The sequence below is a fragment of the Pseudoxanthomonas sp. UC19_8 genome (genome assembly GCF_042700505.1).
Classification (GTDB): domain Bacteria; phylum Pseudomonadota; class Gammaproteobacteria; order Xanthomonadales; family Xanthomonadaceae; genus Pseudoxanthomonas_A; species Pseudoxanthomonas_A winnipegensis.
This window is the reverse complement of the sequence record NZ_CP170559.1, coordinates 1,095,290-1,110,558: the sequence shown is the minus strand read 5'-3', so window position 1 is coordinate 1,110,558 and position 15,269 is coordinate 1,095,290. Positions and strand designations below refer to the sequence as shown.

Below are 15,269 nucleotides of genomic sequence, written 5' to 3'. Positions count from 1 at the left end.
GGGACTTTCGTGCAGGTCGCGCGACGTCCATGGGTTCCCGCGTGCGCGGGAACGACGGTTTCTAGGACTCCCTCAACGGCTGTGGAAGAGGCACTGCATGCGGCTCGACCTGCCCATGTCACAGCGCCTGCGCATGCACTCCCGCAATCGCGCGACCGGACGGGTCGGCGGCCGCGGCGAAGCTCGCGTCCCAGGCGATCGCCGCCGGCGAGGAGCAGGCGATCGACTTGCCGCCCGGCACGGTCTCGGCCGCCGCGGTGGATGGGAAAGCCTGCTCGAACAGCGTGCGGTAGTAGTAGGCCTCCTTGGTCTGCGGCGGGTTCACCGGGAAGCGCTTGTCGGCCGCGGCCAGCTCGCGGTCGGTGACCTGGGCCTCGGCATGCGCCTTGAGCCCGTCGATCCAGCCATAGCCCACGCCATCGCTGAACTGCTCCTTCTGCCGCCACAGGATGGAATCGGGCAGATAGCCGGCGAAGGCCTCGCGCAGCACCGACTTCTCGATGCGCTTCTTCCCGTCCGCGCCAACGGTGATCATCTTGTGCGCGGCATCCATGCGCATGGCCACGTCCATGAACTCGCGGTCCAGGAACGGCACGCGCGGCTCCACGCCCCAGGCCATCATCGACTTGTTGGCGCGCAGGCAGTCGTAGTTGTACAGCGCGTCGAGCTTGCGGATGAGTTCTTCATGGAACTCGCGCGCGTTGGGCGCCTTGTGGAAGTACAGATAGCCGCCGAAGATCTCGTCGCTGCCCTCGCCCGAGAGCACCATCTTGACCCCCATCGCCTTGATCCGCCGCGCCAGCAGGAACATCGGCGTGGACGCGCGGATGGTGGTGACGTCGTAGGTCTCGATGTGGCGGATCACCTCGGGCAGCGCGTCCAGGCCTTCCTCGAAGGTGTACTCGAAGCCGTGGTGCACCGTGCCCAGCGATTCGGCGGCGACCTTGGCCGCGGCCAGGTCGGGCGAACCGCTCAGGCCGATGGCGAAGGAATGCAGGCGCGGCCACCACGCCTCCGTCCGGTCGCCGTCCTCGATGCGGTGACGCGCGTAGCGCGCGGCCACCGCGGCCACCAGCGAGGAATCCAGGCCGCCGGAGAGCAGCACGCCGTAGGGCACGTCGGTCATCAGCTGGCGATGCACGGCGCGTTCGAACGCCTCGCGCAGCTCGGTCGGCGTGACCTCGACGCCCTCCACGGCGTCGTAGTCGCGCCAGGGGCGCTTGTAGTACTGCTTGAGCTCGCCGGTGGCGCTGTCGTACCAGTGGCCCGGCGGGAACTGCGCCACATCGGCGCACTGCTCGGACAGCGACTTCATCTCCGAGGCCACGCGCAGGCGGCCCTGGCTGTCGTGGCCCCAGTACAGCGGGCACACGCCGATGGTGTCGCGGGCGATGATCACCCGGCCGGCGGCGCGGTCCCACAGCGCGAAGGCGAAGATGCCGTTGAGGCGGTTGAGGAAGGATTCGACGTCGTCCTCGCGGTAGAGGGCGTTGATGACCTCGCAGTCCGAGCCGGTCTGGAAGGCGTAGGGCTGCTGAAGCTCGGCCTTGAGTTCGCGGTGGTTGTAGATCTCGCCGTTGACCGCCAGGGCCAGCTCGCCGTCCTCGCTCAGCAGCGGCTGCGAGCCGCCGGCCGGATCGACGATGGCCAGGCGCTCGTGCACCAGGATCGCGCCGTCGTCGACGTAGACGCCGCTCCAGTCCGGGCCGCGATGGCGCTGACGCTGCGAGCACTCCAGCGCTTGCCGGCGCAGCGCGCCAAGATCATCGCCGGGTTGCAGACCGAAGATGCCGAAGATCGAACACATGGGAAAACTCCTGAAAAACCTGACGTGGGGTAAGTGGCGCTTCTATTTGGATCCCCGGCCACGGAGGGCCAGGCCTTTCGCAGAGGGACCTGCACATGCATAAAAAAACCCGCATCGGCCGATGCGGGTTTTCTGGTTCCTCAGGCGTTCGTCGTTGTTGCTTTGCCTAGTCGCAGACCCGCATCGGTCGCGCACGATGATTCGCGCGCAGATTGCGGTTGTTGTTGTTCGCGACGTTGGCCAGGACGGACGGCATGGGGCGACGTTAACCCGGCTTCCGCGCGCGGCGCAACCCTTTCAGCGGCAACGAAACCGGCATCCGACAGGCGCCGATGGCGCGCGGCCGACGCGTCGCCCGCAACACCCGGGACCGCATGACCCCCTACTCCTGCCCCATCAGCAGCCGCTCGACCAGGGCCAGGTACAGCGCCGGCAGCCGCTCCAGATCGGCCACGCGCACGTGCTCGTCGACCTGGTGGATGGTGGCATTGACCGGGCCGACCTCGATGCACTGCGCGCCCAGCGGCGCGATGAAGCGCGCATCCGAGGTGCCGCCGCCGGTGCTTTCCTCCGGCGGCGCCCCGGCGAATTCGCCCAGCACCTCGCACGCGATGCGCCGCAGGCGGCCCTCCGGTGTGTAGAACGGCTCGCCGCTGCGATGCCAGCTCAGCGTGTACTCCAGGCCGTGGCGGTCTAGCAGCGCGGTGATCTCGGCCTCCAGCCTGGGCGCATCCCAGTGCGGGGTATAGCGCAGGTTGAACTGCATCCGCAGCTCGCCCGGGATCACGTTGCTGGCGCCGGTGCCGGCATGCAGGTTGGAGACCTGCAGGCTGGTCGGCGGGAAGCTTTCGTAGCCATCGTCCCAGTGCCGCGCGGTCAGCTCGGCCAGCGCCGCTGCGGCCTGGTGGATCGGGTTGCGCGCCTTGTGCGGATAGGCCACATGGCCCTGCACGCCCTTGACCACCAGCGTGCCGGTCAGGCTGCCGCGACGGCCCACGCGCAGCAGATCGCCCAGGATCTCGGTCGAGGACGGCTCGCCGGTGATGCACCAGTCGATGCGCTGGCCACGCTCGGCGAACAGCCTGGCGACATGGCGCACGCCATCGATGGCATCGCCCTCCTCGTCGCTGGTCACCAGCACGGCCAGGGTGCCGACATGGTCGGGGTGCGCGGCCACGTACTGCTCGGCGGCGACCACGAACGCGGCCACGCTGCCCTTCATGTCGGCGGTGCCCCGACCGTAAAGATTGCCTTCGCGCACCTGCGGGGCGAAGGGATCGCTGGTCCACGCCTCCAGCGGGCCCGGAGGCACCACGTCGGTATGGCCCAGCAGCACCAGCACCGGCGCGCCGCTGCCGTGGGTGGCCCACAGGTTGTCGACCTGGCCCAGGCGCAGATGTTCGCAGGTGAATCCCGCCGCCTGCAGGCGCGCGGCGATCAAGGCCTGGCAGCCTGCATCCTCGGGCGTGACCGAGGCGCGCGAGACCAGTTCGCAGGTCAGCGCTAGGACATCATTCATGGAAAAGCGGATCGGCTGAGCGGGCGACAAGGATACGACGACCCCCGCCCCCGTAGAGCGGAGCTTGCTCCGCTGCTCTTCGGTCAGGATCCCCGCAAGAGTTCCAGCGGCCAGATCAGCGGGAAAGCCCTAGCGGAGCAAGCTCCGCTCTACGCGATCCCGAAGCGCGCCTTGAAGCCGTTGTCGGAGAAGCCCTGGCTCAGCGTGCCATCGTCGGTGATCACCACCGGCCGCCGGATCAGCTGCGGATGCTCGCGCAGCAGCAGCTTCCATTCGGCCTCGCTGCCGGGCGACTTGCGGTTCTCGGGCAGCTGCCGCCAGGTGGTCGAGGACTTGTTGACCAGCGCGTCGAAGCCACCGGCCTTGCCCGCCCATTCCACCAGCGTCTCGGGCGAAGGCTTGTGCTCGCGATAGTCGACGAAGGTGTAGGCCACCCCGAAGCGATCCAGCCACTTGCTGGCCTTCTTGCAGGTGTCGCAGTTCTTCAGTCCGTAGAGCGTGGTAGTCATGCAGGCGTGTCTCACAAGTCCTGGGGGCTTGCGAGGACGCCGCGTCAGCGCAACGGGTGCGGCGCGACGCCCTCGTTGGTCATCTTCACCGGCAGGATGTGGCCCTGGGCATCGAAGACCATGCGGTCGATGGCGACCTGACGATGATTGCCATCGTGGTCGCCCAGCGGATGACGATGGTAGACGATGTACCAGGTGTCGTCCTGGCCGCGGAAGATGGAATTGTGGCCCGCGCCCGTGCCGATCTTCGGATCCTGCTGCAGGATCTTGCCGATGCGCTTGAACGGGCCCAGCGGCGAGTCGCCGATGGCATAGGCCACCGCGTAGTCCGGCCCGGTCCAGCCGCCCTCGGACCACAGGAAGTAGTACTTGCCGTCGCGCTTGAACATCAGCGGACCTTCGACGTACTCCGGCGCCGGGGTGATCTCCTTGAACACCGTGCCGTCGTCCATCGGCCGCACGCCGGTGAAGTCGTCCTTCAGGCGGACGATGTTGGCGTGCTTCCAGCCGCCGTAGATCATGTACCAGGTGCCGTCGTCGTCCTTGAACACGAACTGGTCGATCGGCTGGGCGCCGTTGTGGAACTGCCCGATGAGCGGCTTGCCGATCAGGTCGCGGTACGGGCCCGCGGGCGCGTCGGCCACGGCCACGCCGATGCCGCCGACTTCGGCATCGCTCTTGATGTCGTTGGCGGCAAAGAAGAAGTAATAGCGCCCGCGGTTCTCCACCACGGCCGGCGCCCACATCGCCTCGCGCGCCCAGGACACCGCATCTTTCTTCAACACACCCGGATGCCGGGTCCAGGTCACCAGGTCCGGCGAGGAGAACGCATCGAAATAAGTCTGCTGCGCGTACGGCAGCGAACTGGTCGGATAGATCCAGTAGGTCTTGTCGAAGACCGCCGCCTCGGGGTCCGCGTACCAACCCGGGAAGATGGGATTACCGGCACGCGCCTTGGCGGCCGGCTCCGCGGCCCAGGCGCCAGACATGCCCGCGACCATCACCAACCCCAGCGCCGCCGCCTTCCAGCCCCGATCCCGCATGCCCCGCTCCCGCCGCAATAGACCAGCACCGAGTCTAGGCGCCGCTGGATCGATCCAAAACAGGACTAAAGTCAAAGGTGAACCGCTGGCCAAACCGGCATGGCGTTGTCATTCAGCAGCCTCGCGTCAAGGCAGTGCAGACCCACGCGGGCTCACAGCAGGCGTTCGGACACCACCCGGAACGCCACGCGCGGCAACCGGAACGCCAGCCCCTCCTCCAGCCTGACGCCCAGGTCCTGCAGCCGCGGGCACGCCAGCGTGCCGGTCAGCCGCAGCGGTTGCAGCGTGGCCAGATCCACCGGCAGCGCGATGCGGGTGCTGGCCCAGCGCCCGTCGCAGGTGCGAGCGATCGCCTCGTCCTGGCAGGTGAGAAACCGCAGCAGCGTCTCGCGCGTGCCGAACGCTGGCTGCCACTGGGCATCGTCCCACTGATGGGCGGGCTGCCACTGCACCCGCAGCGCGGGCGCAGTGCCCTGCCCTGGATCGATCCGCGTGCTGCCGCCTCCATCGCCTTGCAGCGCATGGAGGAAGCGGGCGGCCAGGTGCGGCTGCATGGCATCGCTCCAGGCGCGCGCGCCCGCGACGTAGGCGATCTGGTCCATCGTGTTGCGATCGAACAGCACCACCGGCGTCGCGGCCGGGTCGCCTTCGCGCCGCAGGTACCAGCGCCAGTTGCTCTGCAGCGGCGAGGGCAGCAGCGTGCGCAGCGGCCCGGCCAGCGCGGGACCGAAATGGCCGTGGCGATAGCTGAGGATGGTGTACGGCGTACGCCCCTGATGGACGACATAGGTGTGCCCGGGCGGCGCCGGCGGCGCGGCGCGCACGTCGACCCACCAGCTCAGATAGATCACCTCGCGCACATCGCTGACCAGCGCCGGCAGCGGCCAGCGGCGCGTCAGCGCGCGCCGCCATCGGGTCCAGCCGGGGGCGTGCAGCAGACGCGGCAGCGCGCGCCCGTAGCAGGCGGCGGACGGATGCCGGTATGCCGCGGCCTGCGCGAGATCCGGCACCGCGGCGCTCAGTCCGCCAGTCCGCGCAGCAGGTCGTTGACGCTGGTCTTGGCGCGGGTCTTCTCGTCGACCTGCTTGACGATCACCGCCGCGTACAGCGAATGCGTGCCGTCCTTGGCCGGCAGGGAGCCGGAGACCACCACGCTGCCCGGCGGCACGTAGCCGTAGCTCACCTCGCCGGTGGCGCGGTTGTAGATGCGGGTGGACTGGCTGAGGAACACGCCCATGCCGATCACGCTGTGATGGCCGACCACCACGCCTTCGACCACCTCGGCGCGGGCGCCGATGAAGCAGTGGTCCTCGATGATGGTGGGCGAGGCCTGCAGCGGTTCGAGCACGCCGCCGATGCCGGCGCCGCCGGACAGATGGCAGTGCTTGCCGATCTGCGCGCACGAGCCCACCGTGGCCCAGGTGTCGACCATGGTGCCCTCGCCCACGTAGGCGCCGATGTTGGTGAAGCTGGGCATCAGCACCACGTCCTTGCCGAAGTAGGTGCCACGGCGCGCCACCGCGCCCGGCACCACGCGCACGCCGCCGGCCTTGAACTGCGCCGCGTCGTAGCCGGCGAAGCGCGCCTCGACCTTGTCCCAGAACGGCGCCGGCTCGGCCTCGATCACGCGCATGTCGTTGACGCGGAAGTACAGCAGCACCGCCTTCTTCAGCCACTCGTTGACCTGCCAGCCGCCCTCGGCCAGCGGCTCGGCCACGCGCAGCGCGCCGGATTCCAGCCCGTCGATGGCCGCGTACACGGCCGGGCGCACCTGCGCCTGGATCTCGTCGGCGGTGAGTTCGGCGCGGCGCGCGAAGGCGTCTTCCAGGGTGGACTTGAGGGATTCGAGATCGACGGCGGACATGGGGTGTGGGGTTCCTGCAGACAGAGGGTGAGGGAGATCAGGCGGCCGCTTCCAGGCAGCTGGCCAAGGCCTGGCGCAGGGATTCGCGCTCGGCGTCGGTCAGCGGCTGGTCGCCTTCGTCGCTGAGGTGGAACAGGTCTTCGGCGCGCTCGCCGAAGGTGGCGATGCGCGCATCGTGCACGCGCAGATGCTGGCGGCGCAGCACCTGCGCGACTTGGGCCAGCAGCCCGGGCCGGTCGGGCGCGACCAGGTCCAGCACCGTGTAGCGGCCATCGAGCGTGTTGCCGAACTCGAAGCGCGGCGGGAAGCGAAAATGCCGCAGCTGGCGCGGCACGGTGCGCTGGGCCACGCGCACCTGGTCCAGCGCGCCGGCCAGCGCGCGACGCAGCGCATCGGCCAGGTGCCCGGGATCGTCGCTGGCATAGGTGTCGGCCGGCAGGACCTCGAAGGAGTCGAACACCGTCCCGTGCGGCCCCACCAGCACGCGCGCCTGGTGGATGGCGAAGCCCTGCTTGTCCAGCGTGGCCAGGATCGCGGCGAACAGGCCGTCGCGGTCGGGCGAGTGCACGAACACCTCCATCGCCCGGGTGTTGTCGTCGATCAGGCGCACCTGCACCAGCGTCTGGCCGTGGCGCACGTCCACCAGCGCCGCCGCCTGCCAGGCCAGCTGTTCGGGGCGGAAGCGCAGGAAGCTCTCATCGGGCATCTCGGCGAACTGGCGCGCGATGGTGTCCGCATCGAAGCCCTGCGCCAGCAGCAGCGCGCGGGTCGCCTCGCGGCCTTCCTCCACGCGCTGGCCGGCGGCCATCGGCTGTTCCAGGCCCTCGCGCAGCACGCGGCGCGTGGCGAAGTACAGGTCGGCCAGCAGCCGGTCCTTCCACGCGTTCCACAGCTTGGGGCTGGTGCCGGCGATGTCGGCGCAGGTCAGCAGGTAGAGATAGTCCAGGTGCTCGCGGTCGCCGACCAATGTGGCGAAGCGGTGGATCACCTCCGGATCGGCGATGTCCTGCTTCTGCGCGGTCACCGACATGCGCAGGTGCTGCTCGACCAGCCAGGCCACCAGGTCGGTATCGGCCTCGCTGAGCCCGTGCGCCGCGCAGAAGTCGCGCGCATCGGCCGAGCCCAGCTCGGAATGATCGCCGCCGCGGCCCTTGCCGATGTCATGGAACAGCCCGGCCAGCAGCAGCAGCTCGGGCTTGCGCAGGCGCGGCCAGACTTCGTGGGCGATGGAGAAGCGCTCGTCGGCGCGGCCGTTGGCGAACGCCGCCAGATTGCGCAACACCATCAGCGTGTGCTGATCGACCGTGTACACGTGGAACAGGTCGAACTGCATGCGCCCGGACACCTGGGCGAAGGCCGGCAGCCACTGCCCCAGCACGCCCAGGCGGGCCATGCGCGCCAGCGTGTCGACCGCGCGCGGGCCACGCAGCAGCGCCATGAACTGCGCCCGCTGCTCGGCGCTGGCGCGCGCATAGGCCGGCAGCGTCGGCAGCGCCTCGGCCAGCGCGCGCGCGGTCTGCGAATGCAGGCCGCGGACCTCGGCCTGCGCGGCCCAGGTGGCGAACAGCGCGAACACCGCGCCGACGTCGGCCGGCCAGTGCGGATCGCGCGCGGCCAGGTAGTTGCGGCGCAGCTCGAAGTCCGCATCCAGCGCCTGCGGCGTGCCTTCGCCCTCGAACTGCTCCTCGAAGCGCTGCAGCAGGCGGTCGCCGATGCGGCGCACGATCGCCGCGCTGCGGTAGAAGGCCTGCATCATCTGCTCCACGCCCAGGCTGCCGGGCGCGTCCCGGTAGCCCAGGCGCGTGGCCAGCGCCTTCTGGTAGTCGAAGCGCAGGCGCTCCTCCGGCCGGCCGGCGACCAGGTGCAGCCCGTAGCGCAGCCGGCCCAGGACGCGGCGCTCGCGCGCCAGCGCGGCGGCCTCGTCCGGGCCCAGCTGATCCATGCCCACCAGCGACTCCAGGTCGCGCACGCCGAAGGTGCGCAGCGCCATCCAGCCCAGCGTGTGCAGGTCGCGCAGGCCGCCCGGGCCGTCCTTGATGTCCGGCTCCAGATTGTCCGAGGTGTCGCCGAAGCGCGCGTGGCGCTGGGCCATCTCCTGGCGCTTGACCTGGAAGAACTCGCGCGGCGGCCACACCTGCCGCGGCGACACGGCCTCGGCCAGGGCCTTGCGCGCGGCCTCGTCGGCGATCAGCGGGCGCGCCTCGAGCAGCGCGGTGGCCACGGTCTGATCCTGCGCCGCCTCGCTGCACTGCGCCGGCGAGCGCACGGCATGGCTGAGCTTCAGGCCGGTGTCCCAGACCAGCGCCAGGCAGCGGGCGAGCGCGTCGTGGTGCAGCTGCTGGGCCTCCGGTTCGCCCAGCACCAGCACGTCCACGTCCGACTGCGGAAACAGTTCGCCGCGCCCGTAGCCGCCGACCGCGAACAGCGACAGCCCGCTCTCGGCCGGCAGGCAGCGCCGCCAGGCCTCGCGCAGCAGGTGGTCGACCGCGCGCGCGCGCAGCGCCAGCACGTGGTCGATGCGGTCAAGATCCTCGTAGCGGCGCGCCAGCTTATCGTCGGTGGCCGCCAGCGCGGCGCGGGCCTGTTGCGACCAGACGCCATCGGTGGCCGGATCGGCCTGCGCCGGCGCGCGCGCCGCGCCGCTGGCAACCGGCGGGGCGGTCACAGGTCGTTGTCGTCGCCTGGCAGGCGGGTGAGGATCTCCACGCCGTCCTCGGTCACCGCCACGGTGTGCTCCCACTGCGCCGACAGCTTGCGGTCCTTGGTCACCACGGTCCAGCCGTCCGGCAGGGTCTTGGTGTAGCGCGTGCCCTCGTTGATCATCGGCTCGATGGTGAAGGTCATGCCGGGCTTGAGCACCACGCCATCGCCGGGACGGCCGTAATGCAGCACCTGCGGCTCGTCGTGGTAGACCTGCCCGATGCCGTGGCCGCAGTACTCGCGCACCACGCTGAAGCGCTCGGACTCGGCGTACTGCTGGATCGCATGGCCCACATCGCCCAGCGTCGCGCCCGGCTTGACCGCGCGGATGCCGCGGAACATCGCCTCGCGGGTGGTCTCGACCAGGCGCTTGGCCATCACCGACGGGGTGCCGACGTAGTACATGCGGCTGGTATCGCCGTGCCAGCCATCCTTGATGACGGTCACGTCGATATTGACGATGTCGCCTTCCTTGAGGACCTTGCCCTCGCTCGGGATGCCGTGGCAGATCACGTTGTTGACCGAGGTGCACACCGTGGCCGGGAAGCCGCGGTAGCCGACATTGGCCGGGATCGCGCCCTGCACGTGGACGATGTGGTCGTGGCAGATGCGGTCCAGCTCGGCGGTGGTCACGCCCGGCTTCACGTGCGGGGCGACCACTTGCAGCACTTCGGCGGCCAGGCGGCCGGCCACGCGCATCTTCTCCAGGTCGGCGGCGGATTTCAGTTGGATGCTCATGCGCCCATTATCGCCGATTGCGCCCGCATCTGAACGGGCAGGTCCGGTCTCGCGGCCGGGAAACGGCGCCCGACCGCAGTGGGGCCAGGCCCTCGCATCCACCGCCCGGGAGGCTCCGACCGCGCATCTCGATGACGGTCACGCGCCGCCACCGAAGGCCCCGCCCCCGTTAGTAACGGACCACAAGACGCCGCCTACTAGGACGCAAGTCTCAGATTTGCATGAATAATTTTTTGTATTCAGCGCAGGTCAGCACTGTTCGTAAGGTCACTTTCTTTAAACCCGAGCCGGCCAAGGCGCCGGTACTTGTGGTCCCAAGGACCGGGAGAGACTCCATGCGTTACCTGCTTTCCAACACCCTCGCCGTTGCCCTGCTGGCCGCCTGCGGCATCGCCCAGGCGGCAGATACCACCACCTTCAACGTCAAGCTGGTGGTGACCAAGTCCTGCACCATCACGGCCGCCGCCGCGACCGACGTGGACTTCGGCACGCAGGCCTCCACGGTGACCGCCAACGTCGACAACGCCGGCAGCCTGACGGTCCGCTGCACGCCGCTGACTCCGTACGCCATCGCGCTCAATGCGGGCGCCAACGCCGCCACGGCCGGGGATGTGACCACGCGCCGGATGAAGCATACCGACGCCACCGTCACCACCAACAACTATGTCGGCTACCAGCTCTACGCCGACCTGAGCCGCACGACCGTGTGGGGCGGCACCACCGGCACCAACACGCTGGCCAGCACGGGCCTGGGCATCAATCAGGTCTATCCGGTCTACGGCCGGATCAACAACCTGGCGGCCAACAATCCCGCCCCGGGCTCGTATCAGGACACCGTGACCGCCACGATCATCTACTGAAGGAGCGATATGGGGAAAACCCAGGATGCGCGTGCAAAACACAGGAGAGGGCTCATCAGATGGACCTGGATAGCGTTGATCACCACGCTGGGCAACACGGCCTTTGCCACGAGTCTGCAGGTTTCTCCCACCTCGATCACCCTCACCCCGGCACGCAATGCCGACGCGCTGTGGCTGAGCAACACCGGGACCGAGCCGGTCCATGTCCAGCTGCGCGTGTTCCGCTGGACCCAGTCCGGCGGCACTGAGTCGCTGGATGCCACCCAGGAGGTGATCGCCAGCCCGCCGATGCAGACCATCGCCCCCGGCGCGCGCCAGTTGGTCCGGCTGATCCGTCCGGACCGCTCGCCCGTCGCCGCTCAGGCCAGCTACCGCGTCCTCGTCGACGAATTGCCCAGCGGCAATGCGCGACAGGGGCTGCAGCTGGTGCTGCGCTACTCGGTGCCGGTATTCGTGCAGCCGGGCGATGCGGCGCCGCAGCCGGTCCTGGCCGCCACGGTGGTGGCCGCCGCCGATGGCGCCAGCGCGCTGGAAGTGCGCAACACCGGCACCGGCCACGCGCAACTGGCCGACCTGGGCATGGTCCAGGCAAGCGGGCCGGACACCGTGCTGCTGCCCGGCCTGGTGGGCTATGTGCTGCCAGGTCAGACGATGCGCTGGACGCTCCCGGGCGCCGCCGGCCGCTACGTCGGCGCGCATTTCAAAGCCAGGATCAACGGTGAAGCCGAGAAGCGTCCACTGCCGCTCGTGCCGCCCTCCCGCTGAAGGCTGGTCTGCCGCACTGGCGCGGGCTGCGCTGCTGGCCCTGCTGATCGCTCCGCCGGTCGCGGCCTTCGACCTGGCTCCGCCGCCCGCCGCGCCGATGGCCGACCCGCGCTACGACCAGGTGCTGTACCTGCAGGTGAGCCTCAACCAGACCGACACGGGCAAGATCGAGCGCTTCGAACTGCGCCGCGGGCGCCTGCATGGATCCGTGCAGACCCTGCGCGCGATCGGCTTCCGCCTGGACGGGCGCGCGCCCGAGGAGGTGCTCGCCCTGGATGCGCTGCCCGAGGTCGCGGTGCGCTACGAGCCCGAGGTCCAGCGCCTGTTCTTCGATGCGCCGCTGTCCGCGCTGAAGCTGGACACCACCGTGCTCGCGCCCGAGCAGGAGCCCGCCCCGCAGGCCACCTCCTCGCCGGGGGCGCTGCTCAACTACGACCTCTACGCCAATCGCACTGCCGACCAGACCAATCTGGCCGCCACCGTGGAACTGCGCGCCTTCGGCATCGGCCAGGGCGTGCTCAGCAACACCTCGGTCATGCGCCTCTACGAGGGCCAGGGCACCCACGGCTGGCGGGTCGAACCGACGCGCCTGGACACCCACTGGCAGCTGGACCTGCCGGACCGGGCGCTGACCCTGCAGCTGGGAGATTTCTACAGCGACGCCCTGGACTGGACGCGCTCGATCCGCATGGCCGGCGTCCAGCTCGGGCGCAACTATGGGCTGCAGCCGTATCGCGTGACCACGCCCCTGCCGGCCTTCCTCGGCGACGCCGCGGTGCCCTCGCAGGTGGAGCTGTATGTCGATGGCCTGCGCCAGTACAGCGGCCAGGTCGCCGCCGGGCCGTTCCAGCTCTCCACCCTGCCCGGCATCAACGGCACCGGCAACGCGCAGGTGGTGGTCACCGATGCCTTCGGCCAGGTGCGCACGCTGGATTTCTCCTTCTACGGCACCCAGGCGCTGCTGGCCAAGGGCCTGTCCGAGGGCGGCGTGGGGGTGGGCGTGCTGCGCGAGGACTACGGCCTGCGCTCGTTCCGCTATGGCAACACGGTGGTGGGCACCGGAACGTTCCGCTATGGCGTCAGCGATGGCTTCACCGTCGAGGGTCACGCCGAGCATGGCGGCAACATCAGCAACGCCGGCGCGGGCGGACTGTGGCTGCTGGGCGGCGCCGGCGTGCTGTCGGCCTCCTATGCGCGCAGCCGCCGCGGCGATGAGGCAGGCGGCCAGACCGCGATCGAGCACACCTGGAACAACGGCACCTTCAACCTGGCCATCGGCACCCAGCGCACGCATGGGCGCTATCGCGATATCGGCAGCCTGCAGGGCAGCATCCCGGTCAGCGCCAGCGACCACGCGATCTTCGGCGTCTCCCTGCCCCGCTTCGGTTCGCTCAGCGCCAGCTACGTGCGACTGCGCAACGAGGACGAACCCAGCCTGCGCTATGCGGGCCTGTTCTGGTCGCAGACCTTCGGCGAGGACTGGTCGGCCAACCTGTCGGTGAACCAGAACCTGGACGACGCCTCCGACCGCAGCCTCTATCTGTCGGCCTCGCTGGCGCTGGACGGGCTGCGCCGGGCCTCGGTCTCGACCCAGCGCAACGGCAACCTCAACACCCAGGTCGTCGAGGCCTCCCGGGCCATACCCGGCGACGGCGGCCCCAACGGGCTGGGCTGGCGCGTGCAGGCCCGCAGCGGGACCGACGGCACCGGCGGTCTGGCCGAACTGGGCTGGCAGAACGATGTCGGCCGCTACGGCCTGGGCGCGGCCAGCCAGGGCGGCACCACCTACGGCTATGCCAGCGCCAGTGGCAGCCTGGCCTGGCTGGGCGGCGGCGTGCTGGCCGCGCGTTCGGTCGACAACGCCTTCGGCGTGGTCTCGACCGGACGACCGCACATCCCGGTCCGGCTGGAGAACCGCCTGATCGGCCAGACCAACGCCGACGGTCTGCTGCTGGTGACCCCGCTGCAGCCCTGGCAGCGCAACCGGGTCTCGATCGACATCCTCGACCTGCCCGCCGACCTGCGCGTGGACGAGGTGGAACGCGTGGTCACCCCGCGCGCCGGCGCCGGCCTGAAGGTGCCCTTCGACATCACCCAGGTCCGCGCCGCCACGCTGGTCCTGCGCGATCCGGCCGGCCAGCCGCTGGCGGTGGGCAGCACGGTGACGCCGGACGGCGCGGAGGAGCCGGTCGCCGTCGTCGGCCACGACGGCGAGACCTACCTCGACAACCTGCAGCTCAGGAACCGTCTGCGGATCGGCGCCGAATCGGGCACCTGCGTGGTGGATTTCGACTATCCCGCCCGGATCGCCTCCGCCCGGATCCCACGCATCGGTCCGCTGACCTGCGTCCCGGAGACCCGCCAATGAGCCGCCGCCTGCCGTGCTGCCTGCTGCTGGCCCTGCTGGCGCTCTGGGCCTGGGCGCCGAGCGCGCGCGCGGCGACGGTGTGCACCGCCACCACGCCAACAGTGCTTGCCTTCGGCAATGTCTCGCCCACACAAGTCACCGATACCGTCACCTCCTTCACTGTGACCTGCAGCACCGCCGCGCTGGCCGTGCTGAGTAACACCAAGGTGCGGCTGTGCGTGGGTCTGGGCCCGGGCAGCGTCGATACCTCGCTGTCGCCGCGCCGGATGCGCAGCGCAGCGGGCGACACGCTCAATTACCAGCTCTATCTGGACCCGGCCCGCAGCCAGATCTGGGGCGCGCTGGGCAATGCGGTCAGCACCGTGCTGGTGCTGGATTTCGACTACGCGGTTCCGTTGATCATCGGCGGCTCGCAGGCGCAGACCGTGACGATCTATGGCCGCATTCCGGCCAACCAGGCGCTGGCGGCCGGCAGCTACGGCAGCACCTTCGCCGGCGCCAACACCGTGCTGACCTATGCGGCCAACACGCCGCTGCTAGGCGCCGCGGCGAGCTTTCCCGCCGCCTGCAATGTCTCCGGCGCGACGACGACCAACGACGCCTTCCCCTTCGTCGTGTCCGCCAACGTGCCGGGGCAGTGCTACGCCTACAGCGCCAGCGATCTGGACTTCGGCAGCGTCGCGGGCTTCATCGCCGCCAATGTCGACCAGACCTCCGCCATCGGCCTGACCTGCACGCGACGCACCGCCTGGCAGCTGGGCCTGGACAATGGCAGCAACGCCCTGCTCGGCCAGCGGCGCATGCGCCAGGGCGCGACCAGTCAGTACGTTGCCTACGACCTCTACCTCGACCCCGCGCGCAGCCAGCGCTGGGGCAACGTTCTGAACACCGACACCCTGCAGGGCACCGGGACCGGCGCCGCCCAGACCGCCACCGTCTACGGCCGCGTGCCGTCCGGGCAGAGCGCGGCCGCCGGCAGCTACAGCGACACCATCACCGTGACCATCACCTACTGACGCGCAAGGTCAGAACCGACCCGCGCAGGCGACGCCAGGGCGCGCTCCTTGTGAACGCGGTCTCATAAAACGCCCTGCGA

The 15,269-nt window shown here is 69.8% G+C and carries 12 protein-coding genes; 4 read left to right on the top strand and 8 right to left on the bottom strand.

Translation table 11 applies throughout. The features are described from left to right. Nucleotides 1–118: 118 nt before the first annotated feature. The 8 genes from asnB to map all read right to left on the bottom strand — a co-directional run bounded on the left by asnB (nt 119) and on the right by map (nt 10,180). Nucleotides 119–1,807 (bottom strand): asparagine synthase B, encoded by a 1,689-nt coding sequence (asnB, locus tag ACFJIT_RS04765; protein WP_379655197.1) that lies wholly within the window; start codon nt 1,805–1,807, stop codon nt 119–121. A gap of 382 nt (nt 1,808–2,189) precedes the next feature. Next, on the bottom strand, nt 2,190–3,326 hold the full coding sequence (dapE, locus tag ACFJIT_RS04760; protein WP_379655196.1) for a succinyl-diaminopimelate desuccinylase: 1,137 nt from the start codon (nt 3,324–3,326) through the stop codon (nt 2,190–2,192). A 149-nt stretch (nt 3,327–3,475) separates the two neighbouring features. After that, nucleotides 3,476–3,835 carry an arsenate reductase gene (locus tag ACFJIT_RS04755; protein ID WP_130522895.1) on the bottom strand — a complete coding sequence of 120 codons (360 nt, stop codon included), beginning with the start codon at nt 3,833–3,835 and terminating at the stop codon, nt 3,476–3,478. Nucleotides 3,836–3,879: 44 nt separating this feature from the next. After that, the gene (locus tag ACFJIT_RS04750; protein ID WP_379655195.1) at nt 3,880–4,878 is read right to left on the bottom strand and encodes a glycoside hydrolase family 43 protein; all 999 of its coding nucleotides are present in this window, start codon (nt 4,876–4,878) and stop codon (nt 3,880–3,882) included. A gap of 152 nt (nt 4,879–5,030) precedes the next feature. Then, nucleotides 5,031–5,900 (bottom strand): hypothetical protein, encoded by an 870-nt coding sequence (locus tag ACFJIT_RS04745; RefSeq protein WP_379655715.1) that lies wholly within the window; start codon nt 5,898–5,900, stop codon nt 5,031–5,033. Next, a complete protein-coding gene (gene dapD / locus ACFJIT_RS04740; protein ID WP_306991384.1) occupies nt 5,897–6,742 on the bottom strand; it encodes a 2,3,4,5-tetrahydropyridine-2,6-dicarboxylate N-succinyltransferase in 846 nt (281 codons plus the stop codon). Before dapD ends, ACFJIT_RS04745 begins: the two co-directional genes overlap by 4 nt. Before the next feature lie 37 nt (nt 6,743–6,779). Beyond that, nucleotides 6,780–9,407 carry a [protein-PII] uridylyltransferase gene (gene glnD, locus ACFJIT_RS04735; RefSeq protein ID WP_379655194.1) on the bottom strand — a complete coding sequence of 876 codons (2,628 nt, stop codon included), beginning with the start codon at nt 9,405–9,407 and terminating at the stop codon, nt 6,780–6,782. After that, nucleotides 9,404–10,180, bottom strand: coding sequence for a type I methionyl aminopeptidase (gene map / locus ACFJIT_RS04730; RefSeq protein WP_130521328.1), 777 nt, complete (start codon nt 10,178–10,180; stop codon nt 9,404–9,406). Before map ends, glnD begins: the two co-directional genes overlap by 4 nt. A 335-nt stretch (nt 10,181–10,515) precedes the next feature. Here map and ACFJIT_RS04725 point away from each other — a divergent pair, with 335 nt between their 5' ends. The 4 genes from ACFJIT_RS04725 to ACFJIT_RS04710 all read left to right on the top strand — a co-directional run bounded on the left by ACFJIT_RS04725 (nt 10,516) and on the right by ACFJIT_RS04710 (nt 15,189). Then, complete coding sequence (locus ACFJIT_RS04725; protein WP_130521326.1) at nt 10,516–11,040, top strand: spore coat U domain-containing protein; 525 nt, start codon at nt 10,516–10,518, stop codon at nt 11,038–11,040. 75 nt (nt 11,041–11,115) lie between these two features. Continuing rightward, on the top strand, nt 11,116–11,805 hold the full coding sequence (locus ACFJIT_RS04720) for a molecular chaperone (RefSeq protein ID WP_235871611.1): 690 nt from the start codon (nt 11,116–11,118) through the stop codon (nt 11,803–11,805). Nucleotides 11,806–11,821: 16 nt separating this feature from the next. Next, complete coding sequence (locus ACFJIT_RS04715; protein ID WP_379655714.1) at nt 11,822–14,173, top strand: fimbria/pilus outer membrane usher protein; 2,352 nt, start codon at nt 11,822–11,824, stop codon at nt 14,171–14,173. Then, entirely contained in the window at nt 14,170–15,189 is a 1,020-nt protein-coding gene (locus ACFJIT_RS04710; RefSeq protein ID WP_379655193.1) for a spore coat protein U domain-containing protein, read from the top strand. The genes ACFJIT_RS04715 and ACFJIT_RS04710 overlap by 4 nt, the downstream gene beginning before the upstream one ends. The last annotated feature ends 80 nt before the right edge of the window (nt 15,190–15,269 follow it).